The organism is Streptomyces odontotermitis (assembly GCF_050510915.1).
In the GTDB taxonomy this organism is placed as follows: Bacteria; Actinomycetota; Actinomycetes; order Streptomycetales; family Streptomycetaceae; genus Streptomyces.
Genome location: NZ_JBNJLS010000001.1, coordinates 733,017 through 754,551, shown reverse-complemented (window position 1 = coordinate 754,551; position 21,535 = coordinate 733,017). Strand labels below are relative to the sequence as shown.

The 21,535-nt window shown below is 72.8% G+C and carries 17 protein-coding genes and 1 riboswitch; of the genes, 5 read left to right on the top strand and 12 right to left on the bottom strand.

Going from position 1 to position 21,535, the window contains the following annotated elements; all coding sequences use genetic code 11:
- Positions 1-67: 67 nt before the first annotated feature.
- The gene (locus tag ACQB60_RS03490; protein WP_496924292.1) at positions 68-475 is read right to left on the bottom strand and encodes a DnaJ family domain-containing protein; all 408 of its coding nucleotides are present in this window, start codon (positions 473-475) and stop codon (positions 68-70) included.
- A 93-nt stretch (positions 476-568) separates the two neighbouring features.
- Between ACQB60_RS03490 and ACQB60_RS03485 the strand changes: the two genes are divergently transcribed.
- Positions 569-967: an FHA domain-containing protein gene (locus ACQB60_RS03485; RefSeq protein WP_496924291.1), complete on the top strand. Its 399-nt coding sequence runs from the start codon at positions 569-571 to the stop codon at positions 965-967.
- 41 nt (positions 968-1,008) lie between these two features.
- Here ACQB60_RS03485 and ACQB60_RS03480 read toward each other — a convergent pair whose 3' ends face one another.
- A complete protein-coding gene (locus ACQB60_RS03480; RefSeq protein WP_496924290.1) occupies positions 1,009-1,695 on the bottom strand; it encodes an O-methyltransferase in 687 nt (228 codons plus the stop codon).
- A 247-nt stretch (positions 1,696-1,942) separates the two neighbouring features.
- On the opposite strand from ACQB60_RS03480, the gene ACQB60_RS03475 reads away from it, so the two are divergent.
- A complete protein-coding gene (locus ACQB60_RS03475; RefSeq protein ID WP_496924768.1) occupies positions 1,943-3,133 on the top strand; it encodes a serpin family protein in 1,191 nt (396 codons plus the stop codon).
- A gap of 255 nt (positions 3,134-3,388) precedes the next feature.
- Here the strand turns inward: ACQB60_RS03475 and proP are convergent, their stop codons facing one another.
- On the bottom strand, positions 3,389-4,774 hold the full coding sequence (gene proP / locus ACQB60_RS03470) for a glycine betaine/L-proline transporter ProP (RefSeq protein ID WP_496924289.1): 1,386 nt from the start codon (positions 4,772-4,774) through the stop codon (positions 3,389-3,391).
- Positions 4,775-5,137: 363 nt separating this feature from the next.
- Here proP and ACQB60_RS03465 point away from each other — a divergent pair, with 363 nt between their 5' ends.
- On the top strand, positions 5,138-7,240 hold the full coding sequence (locus tag ACQB60_RS03465) for a bifunctional glycosyltransferase 87/phosphatase PAP2 family protein (protein WP_496924288.1): 2,103 nt from the start codon (positions 5,138-5,140) through the stop codon (positions 7,238-7,240).
- Here ACQB60_RS03465 and ACQB60_RS03460 read toward each other — a convergent pair.
- Positions 7,194-8,831 (bottom strand): hypothetical protein, encoded by a 1,638-nt coding sequence (locus tag ACQB60_RS03460; RefSeq protein WP_496924287.1) that lies wholly within the window; start codon positions 8,829-8,831, stop codon positions 7,194-7,196. The genes ACQB60_RS03465 and ACQB60_RS03460 overlap by 47 nt on opposite strands.
- Before the next feature lie 184 nt (positions 8,832-9,015).
- Complete coding sequence (locus ACQB60_RS03455) at positions 9,016-10,263, bottom strand: cytochrome P450 (RefSeq protein ID WP_496924286.1); 1,248 nt, start codon at positions 10,261-10,263, stop codon at positions 9,016-9,018.
- 275 nt (positions 10,264-10,538) lie between these two features.
- Between ACQB60_RS03455 and ACQB60_RS03450 the strand changes: the two genes are divergently transcribed.
- Positions 10,539-11,708 (top strand): steroid 3-ketoacyl-CoA thiolase, encoded by a 1,170-nt coding sequence (locus ACQB60_RS03450; RefSeq protein WP_496924285.1) that lies wholly within the window; start codon positions 10,539-10,541, stop codon positions 11,706-11,708.
- 228 nt (positions 11,709-11,936) lie between these two features.
- Complete coding sequence (locus ACQB60_RS03445; protein ID WP_496924284.1) at positions 11,937-13,172, top strand: alpha/beta hydrolase; 1,236 nt, start codon at positions 11,937-11,939, stop codon at positions 13,170-13,172.
- A 76-nt stretch (positions 13,173-13,248) separates the two neighbouring features.
- Here the strand turns inward: ACQB60_RS03445 and ACQB60_RS03440 are convergent, their stop codons facing one another.
- The 7 genes from ACQB60_RS03440 to ACQB60_RS03410 all read right to left on the bottom strand — a co-directional run bounded on the left by ACQB60_RS03440 (position 13,249) and on the right by ACQB60_RS03410 (position 21,439).
- Positions 13,249-13,701 carry an aggregation-promoting factor C-terminal-like domain-containing protein gene (locus ACQB60_RS03440; protein ID WP_496924283.1) on the bottom strand — a complete coding sequence of 151 codons (453 nt, stop codon included), beginning with the start codon at positions 13,699-13,701 and terminating at the stop codon, positions 13,249-13,251.
- 525 nt (positions 13,702-14,226) lie between these two features.
- Positions 14,227-15,126, bottom strand: coding sequence for an ECF transporter S component (locus ACQB60_RS03435; protein WP_496924282.1), 900 nt, complete (start codon positions 15,124-15,126; stop codon positions 14,227-14,229).
- Positions 15,123-16,829, bottom strand: a complete 1,707-nt coding sequence (locus tag ACQB60_RS03430) for an ABC transporter ATP-binding protein (protein WP_496924767.1) — start codon at positions 16,827-16,829, stop codon at positions 15,123-15,125. The genes ACQB60_RS03435 and ACQB60_RS03430 overlap by 4 nt, the downstream gene beginning before the upstream one ends.
- 5 nt (positions 16,830-16,834) lie before the next feature.
- On the bottom strand, positions 16,835-18,109 hold the full coding sequence (locus ACQB60_RS03425) for an energy-coupling factor transporter transmembrane component T (protein ID WP_496924281.1): 1,275 nt from the start codon (positions 18,107-18,109) through the stop codon (positions 16,835-16,837).
- Between the two features lie 23 nt (positions 18,110-18,132).
- Positions 18,133-18,798, bottom strand: coding sequence for an SCO2322 family protein (locus tag ACQB60_RS03420; protein ID WP_496924766.1), 666 nt, complete (start codon positions 18,796-18,798; stop codon positions 18,133-18,135).
- A gap of 71 nt (positions 18,799-18,869) precedes the next feature.
- Entirely contained in the window at positions 18,870-20,105 is a 1,236-nt protein-coding gene (locus ACQB60_RS03415; RefSeq protein WP_496924280.1) for an SCO2321 family membrane protein, read from the bottom strand.
- Between the two features lie 145 nt (positions 20,106-20,250).
- Positions 20,251-20,318, bottom strand: a riboswitch (cobalamin riboswitch).
- Between the two features lie 68 nt (positions 20,319-20,386).
- Positions 20,387-21,439 (bottom strand): Strvi_7410 family MBL fold metallo-hydrolase, encoded by a 1,053-nt coding sequence (locus ACQB60_RS03410; RefSeq protein ID WP_496924279.1) that lies wholly within the window; start codon positions 21,437-21,439, stop codon positions 20,387-20,389.
- Between the last annotated feature and the right edge of the window lie 96 nt (positions 21,440-21,535).

Genomic DNA, 21,535 nt, shown 5'->3' with positions numbered 1-21,535 from the left:
CCGTACGACCGTGCCCCGCAAGCGAATTACCGCGGACTACCGCGGATTACCGGCTTCCGGATACCGGCTAGCGGCCGGGGTGGCGCTCCCGCCAGTCGCGGGCGACCTCTTCCACGTCGAAGGGCGTCAGGCCGAGCGGCGGGCCCGGCGGTGCCACGCGCAGGGCCTCGCGGATCTTCTCGTTCAGCTCCGTGACCAGGCGCCGGGCCGCGCTCTCGGAGGGCGCGTCGGCGGCGGCCGCCCGGACGTCCTCGGCCTCCTTGCGCAGGGCGAGGGTGGGCGTCAGCGGGGAGAGGCCCTCGCGGGCCATCTTCTTCTTGACCCACCACAGTTCGTCGTACGTCGTGTCGTTGCCGCCGGGAAGGGGCTTGCCCGCGCCGGGCAGGGCGGCGAAGTCGCCGCGCTGCTCCGCCTCACGGATCTGCTTGTCGACCCACGACTCGAAGTCGACCCCGGGTGGCTTGCGCTCCGTCATGGATCCATGGTCGCAGACGCAGAACCTTCCGTCGCAGATGCCGAACCTCCATTAGATTCAGCCGTGTTGAACCAGCCGACCTAAGGAGCGCACGTGCTGGAGCTCACCATGGCCTCGATGTCCGGCGCGGACGCGGACGCGGGCGCGACCGCGGGCATGCTCATGGCCGAGGCGCCGAGCCGGCCGGGCGCGGTCCTGCGCGTGGGCCGGGACCGCGGTGTGTGCCGCCTGGTGACCCCCGACGACTGGCTGTTCATATCCCGCACCCACCTGGAGTTCCGCTGCGGCACCGACGGGTCCTGGGCCGTCGTCTGGCTGCGCGGCTCCCAGCCCGACCCGGCGTCCGAGGTCCGCCTGCTCGTCGCCGGGGCGGCGCAGCCCCTCCTGTACGGAGGGACGGCGCCGTTGCCCCGGGGCGGCTCGGGCGAGGTGGTCATCCAGGACCGCTCGGGACCGCGCAGCGTGAACGTGGGCTTCTACCACGAGGGTTGAGAGACCCGACGGGCTTACGGGCCCCCGGACCGCCCCGCTCCTCAGTCCAGCACGCGGGCGAGGGCGAAGCCGTCGTAGCCCTTCACGCCGACCGTCTGCACTGCCGTGCCCTCCAGGCGGGGGTGGGAGGCGAAGAGACCGAGCGCCTCGCGGGTGCCGCGCACGCTCGGGTCGGTGCTGGTGGCGTCGGCGACGGCGCCGCCGCGCACCACGTTGTCGAGGACGATCAGGCTGCCGGGCCGGGTGAGCTTGAGCGCCCACTCCACGTAGTGCGGGTTGTTGGCCTTGTCCGCGTCGATGAAGACCAGGTCGAAGGGGTCGACGCCCTCGGCGCCGAGCGCGGCCAGCGAGTCGAGGGCGGGCCCGACGCGGACCTCCACGCTCTTGTCGACCCCGGCGCGGGCGAGGTTGGCGCGGGCCACCTCGGCGTGGCGGGCGGCGTACTCGAGGGTGACGAGGCTGCCGTCGGCGGGCAGGGCGCGGGCCAGCCAGATGGTGCTGTAGCCGCCGAGGGTGCCGATCTCCAGGATGCGGCGGGCGCCCTGGATCTGGGCGAGGAGGTGGAGCAGCTTGCCCTGGTTCGGTGCGACGGCGATCTGCGGCAGCCCGGCCGCGTCGCTGTCGGCGAGGGCCGCGGCGAGGGCCTCGTCGGCGGGGGCGAGGAGGTCGGTGAAGTAGCTGTCGACGTCGTTCCACTGCTGCTGTTGCTGCGACTGCTGGTCGGTCATGGCTCCTCTTCGGCTCTGTGGCCTGCTGACGGCCTGCTGGCGCTGTGGCCTGCTGGCGCTGTGGCCCGCTGATTCTGTGGTGCGCCGTTCCGTTCACATGCCTAGTTAGTTTCGCTAAGGAGCCTAGCCGGTGCGCGGCGGATTGTCAGCGGTGCCTCGCATACTGGGCGTGCTGGTGGCGAGTGGAGCGGCGTGGAGACGGCGCGGACGGGAAGCGGGGGGCCAAGTGGCGTACGGGGCAGGCCAGATGGAGCTGTCGGGGACGGCGGCGGAGGCGATGCGCGGGCTGGCGGAGCGGTGGGTGCCGCTGGTGGCGGCGGAGGCGAAGGGGAAAGCGGGGGCGAAGCCGGCGGGGAGCGGCGAGGGGGAGGAGAGCTCCGGCGACGGCTGCGGCGGCGGTGACTTCGTGTGTTCGCCCGCCGGGCTCTGGCTCGCGCTGACGGCGGTCGCGGCGGGGGCGCGGGGCGAGACGGCCGAGGAGCTGCGGCGGCTGCTCGGGGCCGCGGGGCCGGACGCGGCGAGGGCGGTCACGGAGGTGGGCCGGGCACTCGCGGGGGAGGACGCGCTGGGGGTCGCCACGCGCGTGTGGAGCAAGGTCCCGGTCTACCGCGCCTATCGGGAGGCGCTCCCGGACGTGGGCTTCGGGCCGCTGGCGCCGGAGGGCCCCGGGGATCCGGGCGGGCAGGAGGAGGTGGACGCGTGGGTGCGGGAAGCCACCGGAGGGCTGATCGACCGGCTCCCGGTGGAGCTGACCCCGGACATGCTGCTGGTGCTGGTCAACGCGCTTGCCCTGAAGGCGCGTTGGGAGGTCCCCTTCGAGGGCGCGGCGACGCGGGACGCGGACTTCGTGGACGGGGCGGGGGTGCGGCACCGGGTGCCGACGATGCATCGGACGGTGCCGGTGGGGGACGCGTGGTCGGTGGACGGCGGCCGGGCGACGGTCGTCGAGCTGCGGTGCGCCGGGGCTTCGTCGGTGCGGGTGCGGTTGGTGCTGGGGGCGGTGGGGGCCGGGGCGGAGGAGGTGCTGCCGCTGGGGTGGGCCGCCGGGCCCGAGCGGTGTGCCTCGCTGGACGCGGATGTGGTGGCGCTGGCCCTGCCGCGGTTCGTGCTGCGGCGCCGGGTGGATGTGACGGAGCAGCTGGGGGAGTTGGGGGCGGGGGCGGTGCTGGGGGCTCGGGCGGACTTCTCCCTGATGTCGCCGGAGCGGCTCGCTGTGTCGGAGGTGGTGCAGGAGGCTGTGGTGCGGGTGGGGGAGGCGGGGGTTGAGGCTGCGGCCGTTACCGCTGTTCCCATGGCGCCGGGTGCGGCGCCGCCTGTCCGGCGGGTGGAGCGGGTGGCTTTTGAGCGGCCCTTTGGGGTTGTTGTGGTGGTGGGGGACGAGGGGGAGGTGGGGGTGCCGTTGTTTGTGGGGTGGCAGGGGAGTGTGCCGCGGGGGTAGCGGGATTTTCCTTTTCCCCGATCCCGCCCCTTCCCGAATACGGCGACTCCGTCGCCCTGGGGCGCCCTCCTGAGGCTTCGCCCCTCGCCCCCTATCGGCGCTGAACGCGCCTCGTCCTCAATCGCCGGACGGGCTTCACTATGGGCGGGTGGGCCGGCGCTTGAGGACGAGCTGGCCGCAGACCGCGATCAGGGCACGCCAGGGGCGACGGAGTCGCCGTTTCGGGAAGGGGGCGGGGTCGGGGAAAGGGAACCCCTACCGCTCCACCGCCGGCGGTGAGCCGGGAAGTGGCCGGCCCGCCGACTCCGACATGAACCACACCGCGACGCCACCCACCACAGCCGCCGCCATCATGTAGTACGCGGGCATCATCATGTTCCCCGTCGCCCCGATCAGCGCCGTCACCACCAGCGGAGTCGTCCCGCCGAAGATCGACACCGAGATGTTGAAGCCGATCGAGAGCGAGCCGTAGCGGACCTTCGTGGGGAAGAGGGCCGGCAGGGTCGACGGCATCGAGGCCGTGAAGCAGACCAGGAGCAGGCCGAGCGCAGCCATGCCGAGGCCGATCGCCCACAGCGAGCCCTGGCGGATCAGGAGCAGCGCGGGGACGGAGAGGAAGAGGAAGCCGGCGCAGCCCGCCGCGATGACGGGGCGGCGCCCCACCCGGTCGGTGAGCGCCCCCGCGAACGGCTGGACGCACATCATCAGCGCCATCACCACGAGCACCACCAGCAGCCCGTGCGTCTCGTCGTACTTGAGCTCGCTCGTGAGGTAGCTCGGCATGTACGAGAGCAGCATGTAGTCCGTGACGTTGAAGACCAGGACCAGGCCCATGCACAGGAGCAGGGCCTTCCACTGGCCGGTCACCATCTCGCGCAGCCGTACCTTCGGGCGCGCCTGTTCGTCCTGGTGCGCCTTCTCCAGCTCCGCCGCGAACGCCGGGGTCTCCTCCAGCTTCATGCGCAGATAGAGGCCGATCAGACCCATCGGGCCCGCGATCAGGAACGGGATGCGCCAGCCCCAGGAGACCAGGTCGTCGGCGGACAGGAGCGCCGTCATCAGGGTCACCAGGCCCGCGCCGCCGATGTAGCCCGCGAGCGTGCCGAACTCCAGCCAGCTGCCGAGGAAGCCGCGCTTCTTGTCCGGCGCGTACTCGGCGATGAACGTCGCCGCGCCCGCGTACTCGCCGCCCGTCGAGAAGCCCTGCACCAGGCGGGCCAGGAGGAGCAGCACCGGGGCGCCCACGCCGATCGTCGCGTACGACGGGATCAGGCCGATCGCGAAGGTGCCCGCCGCCATCATGATCATGGTCAGCGCCAGGACCTTCTGGCGGCCCACGCGGTCGCCGAGCGGGCCGAAGACCATGCCGCCGAGCGGGCGGATCAGGAAGGCCGCGGCGAAGGCGCCGAAGGTGGACAGGAGCTGGGCGGTGGCGTTGCCCGAGGGGAAGAAGACCTTGCCGAGCGTCACGGCGATGTAGCTGTAGACGCCGAAGTCGAACCACTCCATCGCGTTGCCGAGCGCGGCCGCCTTCACCGCGCGCTTGACCAGCACGGGGTCGGAGACGGTGACGTCCTGGCGGTCCGGGGCAAGGGGGCCGGTGGGCTCCTCGCGGAGGGCGACGGAGGTGGCGCTCGCCAAGAGTTCGCTCGCCTGCTTTCGGGGACGGGGGCACGGACGGGGCCGTCGGGGACGAGACGGCCGCAAGCGACCTTAGGTGCAAGGGGCACCATTACGGGTGGTGTTCGGCCAACCGCGCAATGCGCGGAAACGGTTGCTATACAGGCCAAACACGCCTTCTCGCGGTGTGGCCGGTATGCGCGCTGTGTGATCTTTGTCGCGGCCGGATCGTGGAACTGTGCGCACAAATGGCCGAGAGAAAGCGAAATGACTGCCAGGTGACATGAGGGTTGCGTGCGTCCCTTTTCAGGGGGCGCCTGCGTCCCCGCGGGGCTGAAACGCCCGGACCGTCCGGGCGGATCGGGGGCGGAAGGCTGACGAGGCGTGGAGAACGCGGAGCACAGCGGACCGGGAAATGCCTTCGGAACAGCGGCGACCGGCGCGGACCGGGCGCGGATCGCGGCGCTGCGCGTCGCCCTCTGGCTGATCGCCGCCGTCCTCGCGGCACGGCAGGCGGCCGTCGTCCTGCGGACCCCCGAGGGGGAGCGGCTGACGGATCTGGAGACGTGGGTCGGTCCGGAGGGTGTCCTCCATGTGAAGGGCTCGCTCTACGACGCGGACAAGTTCACCGGCACCCCGTTCTCCGGACTCGTCCTCAAACCCCTCGCGAGATCGGCCGAGCAGGCGCTCGGCTGGGCCTGGACGTTCGGGACGCTCGGCCTCGTCGTCGTGCTCGGCCTGGTCTCCGCGCGTGCCCTGCCGAAGCCCGTGTCCCGGCGCACCTCGCTGCTCGCCGCCCCCATCGCGGTCAGCCTGCTGATGCTGTCCCTGCCGGTGCGCAACACGATGTTCCTGGGCCAGACCAGCATCATGCCGGTCCTGCTCGTGCTGCTCGGCTGCTTCGCCGTGCGCGGGGAGCGGTCCAGCGGCGTCCTCGTCGGCGTCGGCGCCGCCCTCCAGCCGACCGTGCTGCTCTTCGTGCCGCTGCTCTGGTGCACCGGGCGCAGGCGCGCCGCCGTGGCGTCCGGGGGCACGTTCGCCGCCGCCACCGCCCTGGCCTGGGCCGCGATGCCGCACGACTCGTGGACGTACTGGGGGCACCACCTCGCCGGCGTCGGCCTCGGCGGCAGCCCGGCCGCCCTCAGCAACCAGTCGCTGCACGGCGTCCTGCTCCGCTCAGGCATCCAAGGGCCGCTGGAGATCGGCCTGTTCCTCGCGCTCAGCGCCGCCGTCACCGTCCTCGGCCTGCGCCGCGCCGTGACGTACGCGAAGGACGGCCAGCTGCTGCTCGCCGTCGCCGTCACCGGCTGTGTGGCGGTCGCGGTCTCCCCGACGACCTGGCAGCACCAGCTCCTGTGGGTGCTGCTCGCGGTGGTCGGCCGGGTCGGCAGGCGGAGCTCGGACCGCTACATGTGGCCGGTCCTCGTCGTCCTCGCGCTGACGCTGCCGCCGAAGATGCTGCTGCCCAACCTGGCGGTCCTGGCGCCGATCAGCGACAACATCGTGCTGATCGCGGCCCTCGCCGCCGCCTGCGCGGTGCCGTTCCTGTCCCGCACCTCGCCGCACTACCAAGAGCCGCTGCCCGCCCCGTACGCGCAGCCCGTGCCGGCGCGCTGGTCGCGGGTGCCGCTGCTGCCGTTCTGGCGCCGCGTTTTGGCCCGCCCCAACCTGCTCCTCGAACTGCTTCTGATCCGCGTCGGCTACTCCGCCTACCAGCAGGTCCGCCTCGCCGCGACCGGCGGCACGGTATCCGGGGGCCGCGCCACCGCCGAGCACCACGGTGCGCAGGTCCACGCCGTCGAGTCGGCGCTCCGCATCGACATCGAACACTGGGTCAACCACGCCGTGTACCAGGTGGGTTGGCTCAAGGGCTTCTTCAACTTCTACTACACGTCGTTCCACTTCGTGGTGCCGCTGACCGTCCTCGCGGTGCTCTACGTCCGCCGCCCCGCCGAGTACCGCTGGGCGCGCACCGCGCTCGGCTTCGCGACCGTCCTCGCGCTCATCGGCTTCTGGGCCTACCCGCTGGCCCCGCCGCGCCTGATGCCGGACCTCGGCTTCATCGACACGGTGCACGGCCTGCAGGACTTCTCGAAGCCGGACTACGGCACGCTCACCGGTCTCACCAACCAGTACGCGGCGATGCCCTCGCTGCACTTCGGCTGGTCCCTGTGGTGCGGCCTGGTCATCGCGATCATCGCGACGAAGTGGTGGATGAAGGCCCTCGGCCTGCTGCACCCGCTCTTCACGGCCTCCGCGATCGTCGCGACGGGCAACCACTGGGTGCTCGACGCGGCCGGCGGCGCCGCGGTCGTCGGCGCGGGCTTCGGCCTCGGTCATCTGCTGGCGGGGCCCCGCGTCCGTACGCCGTCGAAGCTCGCCACCGGAGCCGAGCGCCCCGCGACCGCCCCGGCCCCGGATCCGGCCGGATCCGCCGGGGTCAGCAGGCCGAAGGACGGCTCCGCGCAGGACCGTACCCCGAGCTGATCTTGTAGGTGCCCGGCCGGGGCACCCAGAGCCGCGTGAACTCGCCGAGCTGCGTCAGGCACGCGCCGCCTTCCGCCCGGAGCCACGGCGAGTACACGAGCCGCACCGTCACCGGACCGCGCCGGGGCACCCGCAGCACCACGTCCGAGCCCGAGGAGCGGACCACCTTCGCGGGCTTGGAGACCAGCGGCACCGCGTTCTTCACCTTGAAGACCTTCCAGTGCGCGTCCTGCCACACCGGCTCCAGCCACGCGGGGCCGCTCGCCACCAGCTTCGCCTCGGCCTGTGCGGGCCCGTCCGGCTTGCCCAGGGGCAGCACCACGAAGCCCACGGCCCACTGGTCCAGCCAGGCCCGGTAGGTGGTGGCCGAGAACGTGCCGTCGTAGAAGAGGCGTCCGCGCTCCACGTCCAGCTGGCGGTTCCAGCCGCGCGCCATGTTCACGTACGGGGAGAGGGCCGCGGCCTCGCGGTGGTCGCGGGCCGGGACGACCTCGACCCGCCCCCGGTCGGCGCCGAGCCGCCGCAGCTCCCGCACCACGCCGCTGGTGTCGGCCGCCCACTTCGGCACCGCCGTGTACTCCACCAGGTCGTCGGCGGTCTTCTTGACCACCCACGCCGACGACAGGACCAGCGCGACGACCAGCACGATCCGGCGGGCCCTGGGGCCTGTCCTGTGGAGCAGGGCGGCGAGCAGCGCGGCCGGGGCGAAGAGCTCGGCGAGGCGCTCCACGTTCGTCCCGATCGGGCTCGCGATCAGATACGTCAGGACGGTGCCCACCGCGAACGCGCCCGCGCCCCACCGCAGCACCCGCCACCCGCGCGGCGCCGCCAGGATCAGCGCCGCGCTGAAGAGCACCGGCGGGAAGACCCGGTCGTACGGCATCGGCTGCTCGCCCTTGAACGGGAACAGCAGCGTCGTCGTCGCCACGATCAGGACCGGCGGGGCCAGCAGCGCGGCGGCGCGCGGCCAGTCCCGTACGAAGAAGTAGCCCGCGCCCGCCACCACCAGGAAGAGCCCCGCGACCGGCGAGGCCATCGTCGACAGGGCCCCGCACAGCACCGCGACCGTCAGGCGCCGCTCCCGCACCAGGGCGAGGCAGGCGGCGAGGCCGAAGGCGACGCCGAGCGCGAACGTGGTGCGCCCCGACGCCACGTTGCACCACACCGCGAGCGAGGCGAGCAGCGCGGGCCACAGCGGCCGGCGGATCCCCGTACGGACGAGGAGCTCGGACACCAGCCAGGCGGCCGCGACCCCGGACACGGCGGTCACCGTCCGCACCCCGACGGCCGCCATCAGATACGGGGAGATCAGCGAGTAGTTGGCGGTGTGCATGCCGCCGTACCAGAAGAGGTTGTACGCGGACTTGCCGTGGTCGGCCGCGAACCGGGCCCATGCCTCCTGCGCGGCGAGGTCGCCGCCCCCGGTGGCGAGGAAGGCCCACCAGATCACGTACAGGGGGAGTGTCGCGCCGACGGCGATGAGCGCTATGCGGTGGCGCCGCCGGAAGCCTCGGAAGGACTCCTTCCACCCGCTGGCCGCACTGCCGCCGGACGGGACGAGAGAGAGCTCGGCAGAGGCCACGGCCACCATTTCTGTTCGACGCCTGGAACAGGAAGGTTCACCACTTCAGACGCGATACGCAACGGAAACGTTGGTTCCGTAAAGAAAGTTGACCGGATCGGGCCCGCTGTCGGGGGAACGAGCGGCGGTGATCCTCAGGGGGAGGCAGGGGCCGGGCGTGGGAGGTGTTCGCCCCTGCCTCCCATGAGGCAGGTCAGCGGGTGCTGACCTGAAGCTCCTTGACGCCGTTGAGCCAGGCCGCGCGCAGCCGGCGCGGGTCGCCGGTGAGGCGCAGGCCGGGCATCGCGTCGGCGATCGCGTTGAAGATGAGGTTGATCTCCAGGACCGCGAGGGACTTGCCGAGGCAGAAGTGCGGGCCGCCACCGCCGAAGCCCAGGTGCGGGTTGGGATCGCGGGTGATGTCGAACTTCTCGGGCGCGTCGAAGACTTCGGGGTCGTTATTGGCCGAGGAGTAGAAGATCCCGACCCGGTCGCCCTTCTTGATCTGCGCGCCGCCGAGCTCGGTGTCCTGTGTCGCGGTGCGCTGGAAGGAGACCACCGGGGTCGCCCAGCGCACGATCTCCTCGGCCGTCGTCTCGGGGCGCTCGCGCTTGTAGAGCTCCCACTGGTCGGGGTGGGTGAGGAAGGCGTGCATGCCGTGGGTGATGGCATTGCGGGTGGTCTCGTTGCCCGCGACCGCGAGCAGGATCACGAAGAAGCCGAACTCGTCGGAGGAGAGGCTGCCTTCGTCCTCGGCGGCCACCAGCCGGCTGACGATGTCCTTGGCCGGGCACTCCTTGCGGGCCGCGGCGAGGTTCATCGCGTACCCGATGATCTCCATGGCCGCCTCGGCGCCGACCTCCTCGGTGATGGCGTACTCCGGGTCGTCGTACGCCACCATCTTGTTGGACCAGTCGAAGACCTTGGCCCGGTCGTCCTGTTCGATGCCGATGAGCTCGGCGATGGCCTGCAGGGGGAGTTCGACGGCGACGTCGGTGACGAAGTCGAAGCTGCCGTCGTCCGGGTCGGCGCCCGCGAGCGCCTTCTCGACGATGGAGCGGGCGCGGTCGCGGAGCGCGTCCTCCAGGGAGCGGATGGCGCGCGGGGTGAAGCCGCGCTGCACGATCTGGCGGACCCGGGTGTGCTCGGGCGGGTCCATGTTGAGCATGATCAGCTTCTGGACCTCGATCTGGTCCCGCTGGATCGACTCGTTGAAGCGGATCACGGCGGTGTTGGTGTTCGAGGAGAAGAGTTCCGGGTGCGTGGACACGTACTTGACGTCCTCGTGCCGGGTCACGGCCCAGTAGCCCGCGTCGTCGAAGCCGGATATGCCGTGCGGCTGCTCGATCCAGCGGACCGGCTCGGTCTGCCGCAGCTGTGCGAACTCCGGGAGGGGGACGCGGTCTTGGAGTACGTCCGGGTCGGTGAAGTCGAACCCGTCGGGCAGCGCGGGACAGGGCATCGGTGCTCCATGTCTATGTCTGACGGTCCATCAGGAGATGCCTCGCAAGGTAGTAACGGGTTCTACAAGTGGCAAGGCTCGTGACAGGGTCGTTCCCCAAGTTCTCAAGGAACAGGGGAGGCCCCACTCGTGCAGGACGCGGGGAAGGTCAGTGCAAGACCCTTGCGGCGGTGGGGTGCGGGTCAGCAGACTGCGGGGCAGAACTAGAACGCGTACTAGTTCTCTGCGGGGCGCGCCGGGGCGTTCTGCGGGTGGTGGATGGAGAGGATCTGGTCATGGCCGCGGAACCTGTCATCGTCGAAGCCGTACGCACCCCCATCGGCAAGCGCGGGGGCGCCCTCGCCAATCTCCATCCGTCCTATCTGCTGGGCGAGACCTACCGCGAACTCCTCGGCAGGACCGGCATCCACGCCGACTGCGTCGAGCAGATCGTCGGCGGCACCGTGACCCACGCGGGCGAGCAGTCCATGAACCCGGCGCGCACGGCCTGGCTCACCATGGGCCTCCCGTACGAGACGGCGGCGACGACCGTGGACTGCCAGTGCGGCTCGTCCCAGCAGGCCAGCCACATGGTCGCCAACATGATCGCGGCGGGCGTCATCGACGTGGGCATCAGCTGCGGCGTCGAGGCGATGTCGCGGGTACCGCTGGGATCAGGCAGCAAGCACGGGCCTGGCAAGCCCTTCCCGGACGAGTGGAACGTGGACCTGCCGAACCAGTTCGAGGCGGCCGAACGCATTGCGCGCAACCGGGGGTTGACCCGCGAGAACGTCGACTCCCTCGGTCTCATCTCACAGGAGCGGGCCGCCGTGGCGTGGGCGGAGGAGCGCTTCAAACGCGAGACGTTCGCGGTCCAGGTCCCCACGACCGAGGAGGAACAGGCCGCCGGGCAGGGCATGTGGCGGCTCGTGGACCGCGACGAGGGGCTGCGCGACACCACGATGGAGGGGCTCTCCAAGCTCAAGCCGGTCATGCCGACGGCGGTGCACACGGCGGGCAACTCCTCGCAGATATCGGACGGCGCGGCGGCCCTGATGTGGGCGTCGAAGCGGATGGCGCGCGCGTTGAAGCTGAAGCCGCGGGCGCGGATCGTGGCGCAGGCGCTGGTGGGGGCGGACCCGCACTTCCACCTGGACGGGCCGATCGACGCGACGCGGGCGGTGCTCGGCAAGGCGGGGATGTCCCTGAAGGACATCGACCTGGTCGAGATCAACGAGGCTTTCGCCTCTGTGGTGCTGAGCTGGGCGCAGGTCTTCGAGCAGGACCTGGAGAAGGTGAACGTGAATGGCGGGGCGATCGCTCTGGGGCATCCCGTGGGGGCTACGGGGGCGCGGCTGATCGCGACGGTTCTGCACGAACTGGAGCGGCGGGACAAGGAGTTCGCGCTTGTCACGATGTGTGCGGGGGGCGCTGTCGCTACGGGGACGATCATTCAGCGGCTGTAGGTGGGGGGGCTGGGGCTTGCCTCCGGCGGTTCCTTCCCCGATCCCGCCCCTTCCCGAATCCGCGACTCCGTCGCCTTGGGTGGGCCTGTATCGCCTGAAGGGCTTGTCCTCAATCGCCGGACGGGCTGTCCCCACCCCCGTCCAGGGGCGGGGGTGGGGAGAAGTACACCCTGGGTTCGGGTGGTGGGCGGATACTGAAGGGGGCGCTCCCTTTCTAGCGTTTTCCGCATGACGACAACCACCAAGCGCCGCACCGCCGTTGCCCTCACCCTCCTCACCGCTCTCGCCGCCGCCCCCGCGACCGCCGTCGCGGGCGACAGGGACGGGACCGCCCCCCGAGGGGCGGTCCACGAGAGCGGTGCGCGCGGCACCCTCCTCGCCGTCACCCCCGTCGCCGACCTCACCCGCACCCAGGTCGCCGCCTTCCTCAAGAAGGGCGACATCGGCACGGACACCGTCCGGTACGGGGTGCGGGCCTACCGCCTCACCTACCGCACCGTCGACACGCACGGCCGACCCACCACCGCCACCGGCCTGTTGGCGCTCCCGAAGGGCGGCCCGCACCGGCTCGGGCTCGTCTCGGACACGCACGGGACCATGGTCCACCGCGACTACGCGCCCTCCACGGCCGAGGACTTCGGCCGCCTCAGCCCCTTCCTGCACGCCGCCGCGGGCAAGGCCGTCGCCGCCCCCGACTACCTGGGGCTCGGCAAGGGGCCGGGCCTGCACCCGTACATGGACACGGCCTCCGCCGTGACCGCCTCCGTCGACATGCTGCGCGCCGCCCGTACGGCGGCAGGGGCGAAGGGCAGGCCGCTCACCGGGGACCTGTACCTGACCGGGTTCTCGCAGGGCGGGCAGGTCGCGATGGCCCTGGGCAGGGAGCTGGCCCAGCGGGGCGGGCACGGCTATCGCGTGCGGGCCCTCGCACCCGTCAGCGGGCCCTATGACCTCGCCGGGCAGGAGATCCCCGCGCTCTACGACGGGCGGATCAACGACACCAGCGGAGTGCTCTACTTCTCGTACTTCCTCGTAGCCCAGAACCGGCTGCACCCCCTCTACAAGGACCCGGCGGAGGTCTTCCGCGCCCCGTACGCGGACCGGGTCGAGGCGCTGTACGACGGGCGGCACGGCGAGGAGGACGTCTTCAAGGTGCTCCCGAAGAACGTGAAGCAGCTCCTCACGCCCGCCTTCTACGAGCGGATGAAGCACCCGGAGGGCGGGCTGAAGGAGGCGCTCGACGCGAACGACGGCGTCTGTGACTGGAAGCCCGGGGCGCCGGTGCGGCTGTACGCGGGGGCGGCCGACACCGACGTGCCCATCGGGAACGCGCGCAGCTGCGCCGCGGACCTGGGGAAGAACGGGGTGCGGGCGCCCGTCATGAACCAGGGGGACGTGGACCACTTCGGGTCCGTGCAGGTGGCCGCGCCCAAGATCGCGCGGTGGTTCGCGGCGGTGCGCTGACCTGCCGTACGCACGACGAAGGCGGCACCTCTCGTGTGAGGGGTGCCGCCGTGCGTCAGTCAGTCAGTGGTTCGGCTCAGTACCAGCCGTGGGACTGCCAGAAGTTCCACGCGCCGACCGGGCTGCCGTAGCGGGAGTTCATGTAGTCGAGGCCCCAGGCGATCTGGGTCTTCGGGTTGCTCTGCCAGTCGGCGCCGTGCGAGGCCATCTTCGAACCGGGCAGGGCCTGGACCAGGCCGTAGGCGCCGGAGGAGGCGTTCGAGGCGTGGACGTTCCAGCCGCTCTCGTGGGAGACGATCTTGGAGAAGGCCGCGTACTGGGCCGGGTCCGGGATCATCTGCTGCGCGATCGCCTGCGCCGAGGCGGGGGCGGCGGCCGGAGCCGCGGCCGGGGCGGCCTTGGCGACGGTGGGAGTGGCTGCCTGAGCGGGGGCCGCGGCGAGGACCATACCGGTGGTGGCGATGGCCACGGCGGCACCGGTGAGGGCCTTCTTCGGGGAAGCGATGCGGCGGAGGAGCGAGGCGGACACAGGGGACCTTCCGGTCGGGGACAGGGCGGTCGCGGGCACGCCGGGGAACACGGGGGGCGTGGGGGGCATGCGGCGGCGCCGGGGCCTGGTCGACACACTCCCGTCGTCCGCCCGGAGGGCGGGCTTCGCGGTGTCTGGTGCGTGCGATCGCAAGGCGCGGGAACGTCCTTGTAGCGGAGCTACCAGGACATTTCCGCAACGCCGCGAGCGTGCGTGCCAGACACCGCGAAGCAGACGGGAGTGTGTCGACCAGGGCCCAGGGCCCGGGTGGGCTGGTCGGCGCCGTGCGACTCATCCAGAGAAGCAGGGCTGTTACCTCGCCGCAATGACCCCTTTTACTAGTGGGAGTCGCACTCACGCGGAATGTCCCTCATGTGACGAGGCTCTCAATGCGCAGGTCAGAGCGGGTTTTGACGCGTACGTATCAAGGAGAGTCCGCTACGTGCGTGCTTAGTAGAGGACCAAGGTCCTGTGGGCCGCCTCACGGAGGCGGGACCCCTTTCGTCACGGAGGGGTGGTCGCCCCTCACGGCTTCGGGGGCTCGAATGTGACGGGCGCCTCGAAGGCCGCGCGCCGGGTCGCCCGGCGCAGCGCCTTCAGGACGGCGGGGCCGAGGGCGAGGCTGAGCAGGATCGTGACGATCGCGCGCGGCAGGTCCCAGCCGAGGGAGGTGGCCAGGCAGTACGCGATGAAACGGCCCAGGTTGTCGGTGAGCGGGTCGCCGGGAACGAAGGAGACGCCGGTGGCCAGGCCGCCGAGGTAGGGCCAGCCCTGGAGGTTCATCACCGTTCCGTACAGGACGGAGGAGACCGCTCCGTACGCGGCGAGCATCCACAGCTCGCGCCGCCCGCGCAGGACGTCCGGGCCCGGGAGCAGGCCCGCCCCCATGCACACCCACCCCATCGACAGCATCTGGAACGGCATCCACGGCCCGACGCCCCCCGTCAGCAGCGCGGAGGCGAACATCGACAGGGCGCCGAGCACAAAGCCGAAGCCGGGGCCGAGCACGCGGCCGCTCAGCACCATCAGGAAGAACATGGGCTCGATCCCCGCGGTGCCCGCGCCCAGCGGCCGCAGCGCCGCCCCCGCCGCGGCGAGCACGCCCAGCATCGCGATGGCCTTCGCGTCGAGCCCGCCGTCGGCGATGGTCGCCACGACGACGGCGAGAAGAAGGGGGAGCAGCGCGGCGAACAGCCAGGGCGCGTCCTGAGCGTGCGCGTTCAGGCCCGAGTCGGGCCCGGCGAGCAGCGGCCACCCGAAGGCGACCACGCCGACGGCGCTGACGAGGGCGAGGGCGGTGACCGAGCGCTTGCCGAGACGGATGGGCCGGGCCTGGGCCGCCGCGGCCTTCACCTTTCCCTTCCCGGAGGAGGGGCTTCCCTTCCCAGGGGAGGGAAGCCCCTCCTCAGGCGAGGGCGCGCTCACGACGGCACCCCGCCCAGGGCCCGCCGCACCTGGGCGACGGTCAGCCACTGCTGCGGCGCCAGGATCTTGGTGACCTGCGGGGCGAAGGAAGGGGAGGAGACGACGATGTCCGGCGTCGGCCCGTCCGCGACGACCTCGCCGTCCGCGAGGATCACCACGCGGTGCGCGAGCTCGGCGGCCAGTTCCACGTCATGGGTGGCCAGGACGATGGCGTGTCCCTCGGCGGTGAGCCGGCGCAGGGCCGTGACCAGGCGGGCCTTGGCCGCGTAGTCGAGGCCGCGGGTCGGCTCGTCGAGGAGGAGCAGCGGGGGGCGGGCCGTCAGCACGATGGCCAGGGCGAGGGTGAGGCGCTGGCCCTCGGAGAGGTCGCGGGGGTGGGTGTCGTCCGGGATGCCCGGGAGCAGCTCGGAGACCAGGGCGCGACAGGTCCCCGGCGCGGCGTCGGCGTCCCGGTCCGCGGCCGCGCACTCGGCGCCCACGGTGTCCGCGTACAGGAGGTCGCGCGGCTCCTGCGGTACGAGGCCGACGTGCCGCAACAGCTCGCGCGGACTCGTCCGGTGCGGGACGACGCCGCCGACCCGGACGCTGCCCGCCGTGGGCGCGAGCAGCCCGACGAGAGCGGAGAGCAGGGTGGACTTCCCGGCCCCGTTGCGGCCCATGACCGCGATGGTCTCGCCGGGCGCGGCACGGAGGTCGACCCGTCGCAGGGCTTCGACACGGCCGCGGCGGAGGGCGAGGGACTGGATATGGGCGGGCAGGGCACCGCCGTCGGCCGGACTCGGACTCGGACCCGGACCCGGGCTGACGGATCCGCCGCCGTCAGCCGGACCCGGGTCCGTGGACGTCTCGGGCGCGGCCTCCTCCGCCCCCCGTCCTCCCGGCTCCGCCCCCGCCAGCCTCTCCCGCAGTGCCCCCGCCCCCCGCCGCGCGTCCCGCACCGTCAGGGGGAGGGGGGACCAGCCGGCGAGGCGGCCCAGGTCGACGACCGGGGGGTAGACCGGGGAGACCGCCATCAGGTCGGCGGGGGCGCCGAGGACGGGGGGTGCGGCGGGGGACGGCAGGAGGAGGACCTGGTCGGCGTACTGGACGACGCGTTCCAGGCGGTGCTCGGCCATCAGGACCGTGGTGCCCAGGTCGTGGACGAGGCGCTGGAGCACGGCGAGGACCTCTTCGGCGGCCGCCGGGTCCAGGGCCGACGTGGGTTCGTCGAGGACCAGGACCCGGGGGTGCGGGGTCAGCACCGAGCCGATCGCGACGCGCTGCTGCTGGCCGCCGGAGAGCGTGGCGATCGGGCGGTCGCGCAGGCCCGCGAGGCCCAGGAGGTCGAGGGTCTCCTCGACGCGGCGGCGCATCACCTCGGGGGCCAGGCCCAGCGACTCCATGCCGTACGCGAGCTCGTCCTCCACCGTGTCCGTCACGAAGTGGGAGAGCGGGTCCTGGCCCACCGTGCCCACGACGTCGGCGAGTTCGCGGGGCTTGTGGGTGCGGGTGTCGCGGCCCGCCACGGTCACGCGGCCGCGCAGGGTGCCTCCGGTGAAGTGCGGGACGAGGCCGCTCACCGTGCCCAGGAGCGTGGACTTGCCGACCCCCGAAGGGCCCACCATCAGGACCAACTCGCCCTCGGGCACCGAGAGTTCGACGCCCTGGACGGTCGGGCCCGGCGCGCCCTCGTACGTCACCGAGACGTCCTCGAACCGGATCATGGCGGTCATCGGGAGGTCTCCTCGGAGGGGGCGTCGGCGGGAGCGTCGGCGGGAGCGTCGGCGGGCGGGGCGGAAGGGCGCAGGCGGTGCACCGGCGGGACGGGGAGAGCGGGCTCGGCGGACCCTGCGTCGGGGGCCTCCGGTGCGCCGCCGGGGCGCTGCTCCGCCGCGGGCACCGGTGCCACGAACGCCGGGAGCAGCCCGATCAGGACCGCCGCCGCGGGCCAGAGCGGCAGGGAGGGCGCGACCAGTGGGACGACGCCCGGGTGCAGCGCCGTCCAGTCCACCGTCGAGGCCCAGATCGTCAGGCCGCCCACGGCCACCCCCGACCCGGCCACCAGCCACGCCCGCCACCCCCACGGATCGGGGCGGTAGCGGGTGCGCACCGAGCGGCGGCCGCCGAGCCGGAGCCCGGCGAGCGCGGCGAGGAGCCCCGCCAGCAGGACCGGCAGGCCGTAGCCCGCGCCCTGCGCCGAGAGCAGCCCGTACGTGCCCGCGCACACGCCCATCAGGCCGCCGAGCGTGAGGGCCGCCGTTGTCCTGCGGACCCGTACCGGAACCTGTGCCGCGCGCCCGAAGCCCCGCGCGTCCATCGCCGCCGCCAGCGCCACCGACCGCTCCAACGCGCCCTCCAGGACCGGGAGTCCGACCTGGAGCAGGCCCCGGATGCCCCGGTCGGGGCGGCCGCGGAGGCGGCGGGCGGCCCGCAGGCGCTGCACGTCGGCGATCAGGTTCGGGGCGAAGGTCATGGCCACCACGACGGCGACCCCCGCCTCGTACAGGGCACCCGGCAGCGACTTGAGGAGGCGGGCCGGGCTCGCGAGCGCGTTGGCGGCGCCGACGCAGATGAGCAGCCCGGCCAGGCGCACCCCGTCGTACAGGGCGAAGGTGAGGCCCTCCGCGGTGACCCGGCCGCCGATCCGCACGCCCTTCGCCCAGTCGGGCAGCGGCACTTCGGGGAGCGTGACGAGGACGTGTGTGCCCGGGATCGGGGAGCCGAGCACCGTCGCGAAGAGCAGCCGGATGCCGATGACCACGAGCCCGAGCTTCACGAACGCCCCGTACGACTTCGCCCATGGCGCGGACGTGCGGCGCGCCGCGACGACGTACCCGGCGACACCGATGAGCAGCCCGAGCAGGAGCGGGTTGGTGGTGCGGGACGCCGCCGTGCCGAGGCCGAGCGCCCACACCCACCAGGCGCCCGGATGCAGGGAGTTGCTCCGGTGCGCCTCGGGCGCGAGCATCCCGCGCACGCGGCGGTCACGCTTCACAGCTGTCATCCTGCGTGTCCAGGGCGCCCGCGTCAGCCGCGACGGCGGCGGGCCTGCCAGATCGCGGCCGCGCCGAGCAGCACGACGGCCGCCCCGCCCGCGATGAGCCCCACGGAGGGGCCGCCGTCGTCGTCCTTGCCGCTCTTGTCCGCCGCGGCCGGCTTCGTCGTGTCCTCGCGGCCGTCGCCGGAGACCTGCTCGCCGCAGCCCTTCTTCGGGTAGTCGTCGATGGCGCAGAGCAGCGCGTTGTTGTCGTAGCGCAGCGGCTTCGCGACCGCCGCGAGGGCCTCCGCGGTCGTCGCGTCCTCGGCGACCCGGGCGCAGGCGGTACGCGGCTTCGGCGGCGTCTCGCCGCCGGGGGCGTCGCCCGGGGTGCCGAAGTCGAGGACGAGCGCGATCCGCTTGCGGCCGTCCTCGGCGGGCGTCCTGGCGCAGATCGCGGCGAAGTCGGCGGCGCCGCGCGGCTGGGCGGCGTCGTCCTTGGAGTCGGCGGAGACGGCGAACCGGAAGCCCTGCACGTCCCCGTCGTCGGGCCGCGCGGTCGAGGGCCCCTGGGTGGCGTACACCCACTGCTTGCCGTCGCGGTCCCAGAACGACCAGTACCGGTACCCGGCGGCCTGGGCGGCGGGCGCGGCGGTGAGCACGAGGGCCGCGGCGAGCAGCGCCCCGAGGAAAGCGGTGACCCGCGCCCCCGTGATCCGGGCCCCCGCGCTCCGGGCCCTCGCGCTCCGGGCCCCCGCGCTCCGCGCCGCCGTGCTCCGCGCCGTCGTCACAGCTTGTTCTTCTTGTTGCGGCCGCTGATCAGGAAGCCGATGCCGCAGCCGAAGACCAGGCCGACGCCGACGATCCACCAGACGCTGACGCCGTCGTCGTCGCTGTCCTTCTTCTTGTCGCTGTCGGCGGAGCCCGCGTCGGCCTGCGGGGCCGGGCCCGTAGCGTTGAGCGCCTTGACGAGGTCGGTGCCGCCGAAGTCGCGCGGGTCGAGGCCCGAGGCGTGCGCGGCGAGGACGAGCTGGGCCCAGGCGGCGGGGCTGCCGGACTTCTTCGCCCAGTCCGCGGCGTTCTTCGCCAGCCAGTCGGCCGACTTCTTCGCCTGCTCCTGCTGGCCGGCGGCGGCGAGGGCCACCACGGCGTCCGCGGTGTTGCCGTAGTCCGGCTGGTCCTCGGAGCCCGGCAGCGTGGACGTCAGGTGGTCGTCCTTGGCGAGGGTCTTCAGGAGGTAGCCGGTGCCGTTGACGGTGGCCTGCCCGAAGTCGGTCGCCTTGGCGCACTTGGGGGCGGAGTCCTGCTTGGCGCCGGGCTTCACCACGAGGCCCTGGCCGAGGCCGCCGAGCACGCCCGCCGCCGTCGCGTCCGCGTTCGGGGAGAGCTTGCCGGTCTTGAAGTCGGCGAGGCCGAAGGCGCCGCCGTCCTTGTCGCAGTCCATCGCCAGCTTCGCCAGCGCGTCCAGGGGCGACTTGCCGTCCTGGGACTTGGCGGACGCGGGCTTCTCGCCGGTCGCCGCGAGGGCGCCGATGACCAGGCTGGTGGAGTTCGCGTCGCTCTTCAGGCCCGGGTTGTAGCCCCAGCCGCCGTCCTGGTTCTGCACCGACTTCAGCCAGGACACGGCCTTCTTCACCGTCTTGTCCTGCCCGCCGAGCGCGGCGAGGGCCTGCACGGCGGAGGCGGTGGAGTTGCTGTCGACCGGCGTCTTCGCGTCGCAGGGCTCGGAGACGTCCGCGCGGAAGGCCGCGAAGCCGCCGCTCGCGCACTGCTGCCCGGTGAGCCAGTCCACGGCCTTCGTCGCGGGCTTGACGCCCGCCGTGTCCTGGGCGAGCAGGGCGTACGACTGGCGGAAGACGCCGTCGGCCTTGGGGTCGCCCTTGCCGTACAGGCCGGACGGGAGCGGGGCGCTGGAGGGCGAGGGCTTCGCGCTGTCCGCGACGGCGGCCGGCGCGGCGGCCGCTCCGACGACGACAGCTGCGGCCACGGCGGCCAGGACCGCTGAGCTGCGGCGAACGTTCATGATGCGGCGGGTTGCCTCTCCCTGCGGGGAGCGGGGCAGCACGGGCGCGTGCGGACACGGGCTCCGGGCGGCTCCGGCTCCGTATGCCTCGACGGTGCCGGCCATCGGACGTCCCGATGGCGCGAGCCGGTCACGTCCCGTACGAGGCATTCCGGCTCGCCACTCGCGGTGGCTGACGGCTGCGGGTCAGCGCCGGATTTCCACCGGCTTCCCCCCGTACGGGCATGATGACGACGGGCCCACTCTACCGGCCCGTACGCCGCCCCTCCGCTGCCCGCTCCTTACACCGCCACGTACGTGACGGGGTCGCTGCCCACCACGGCCTCCGCCCGGCCCAGCTTCACGAGCCGCCGCAGATGGGCCTCCGCCTCCGAGACGGCGATGTTGCGGGAGCCGTACGGGATCTGGTCCCAGGGCCGGTTCCACTCCATGCGCTCGGCGAGCTGCCACGGGGTGAGCGGGGCGGCCAGGAGGGTCGCCAGGTCGCGCAGCCGGTCCTCGTGGTGGGCCAGCAGCTCGCGCACCCGGCCCTGCGCGTCGGTGAAGGCGTGCTGGTGGGCGGGGAGCACCTCGGCGGCGCCCAGGCGGCCGACGCGCTCCAGGGAGTCGAGGTAGTCACCGAGGGGGTCGGTGACGGTCTGGTCGTCCGGGTCCTCGTACAGGCCGATGTGCGGGGTGATGCCGGGCAGCAGGTGGTCGCCGCTGAACAGGCGGCCGTGGCCGGGGAGTTCGGCCGGGTGCCGCTCCTCCAGGTGGAGGCAGACGTGGCCGGGGGTGTGGCCCGGGGTCCAGATCGCGCGCAGCCTGCGGCCGGGCAGGGTGAGCAGCTCGCCGGGGGTGATGGCGCGGTCGGGCAGCGCGGCGCGGGCACCGGGGAGGCTGGGGGTGCGGCCTGCGTCGCGGGCGGCGAGGAGCGGGGCGACGTGCTCGGCGGGGGCGCCGCCCGCGAGCAGCTTGTCGGCCATGTACCCGTACCAGCGCTGGACCGGGTACTCGCGCATCCGGCGCACCACCGCCGCGTCCGCCTCGTGCATCGCGATCCAGGCCCCGGACGCCTCGCGGACCTTCGCGGACAGGCCGTGGTGGTCGGGGTGGTGGTGGGTGATGACGACGCCGTGCACCTCCTCGACGCCCACGCCGCAGGCGGTGAGCCCGGTGGTGAGGGTGGTCCAGGAGTCCGGGTCGTCCCAGCCGGTGTCGACGAGGACCGGGCCCGCGTCGGTGTCGACGAGGTGGACCAGAGTGTGGCCGAGGGGGTTGTCCGGGATGGGCACCTTGATGCTCCACACGCCCCCGCCGTGGTCGGTCACCTGCGGTCCGGTCACCTCTGCCATGGGGTGCCCCCGTCTCTCGTTGTCAACTCACGGTGGCCGCGCGGCCATTGCTCACTATAACTAGAACTGGTATCAGTTCTGAAACAGTGTCAGACA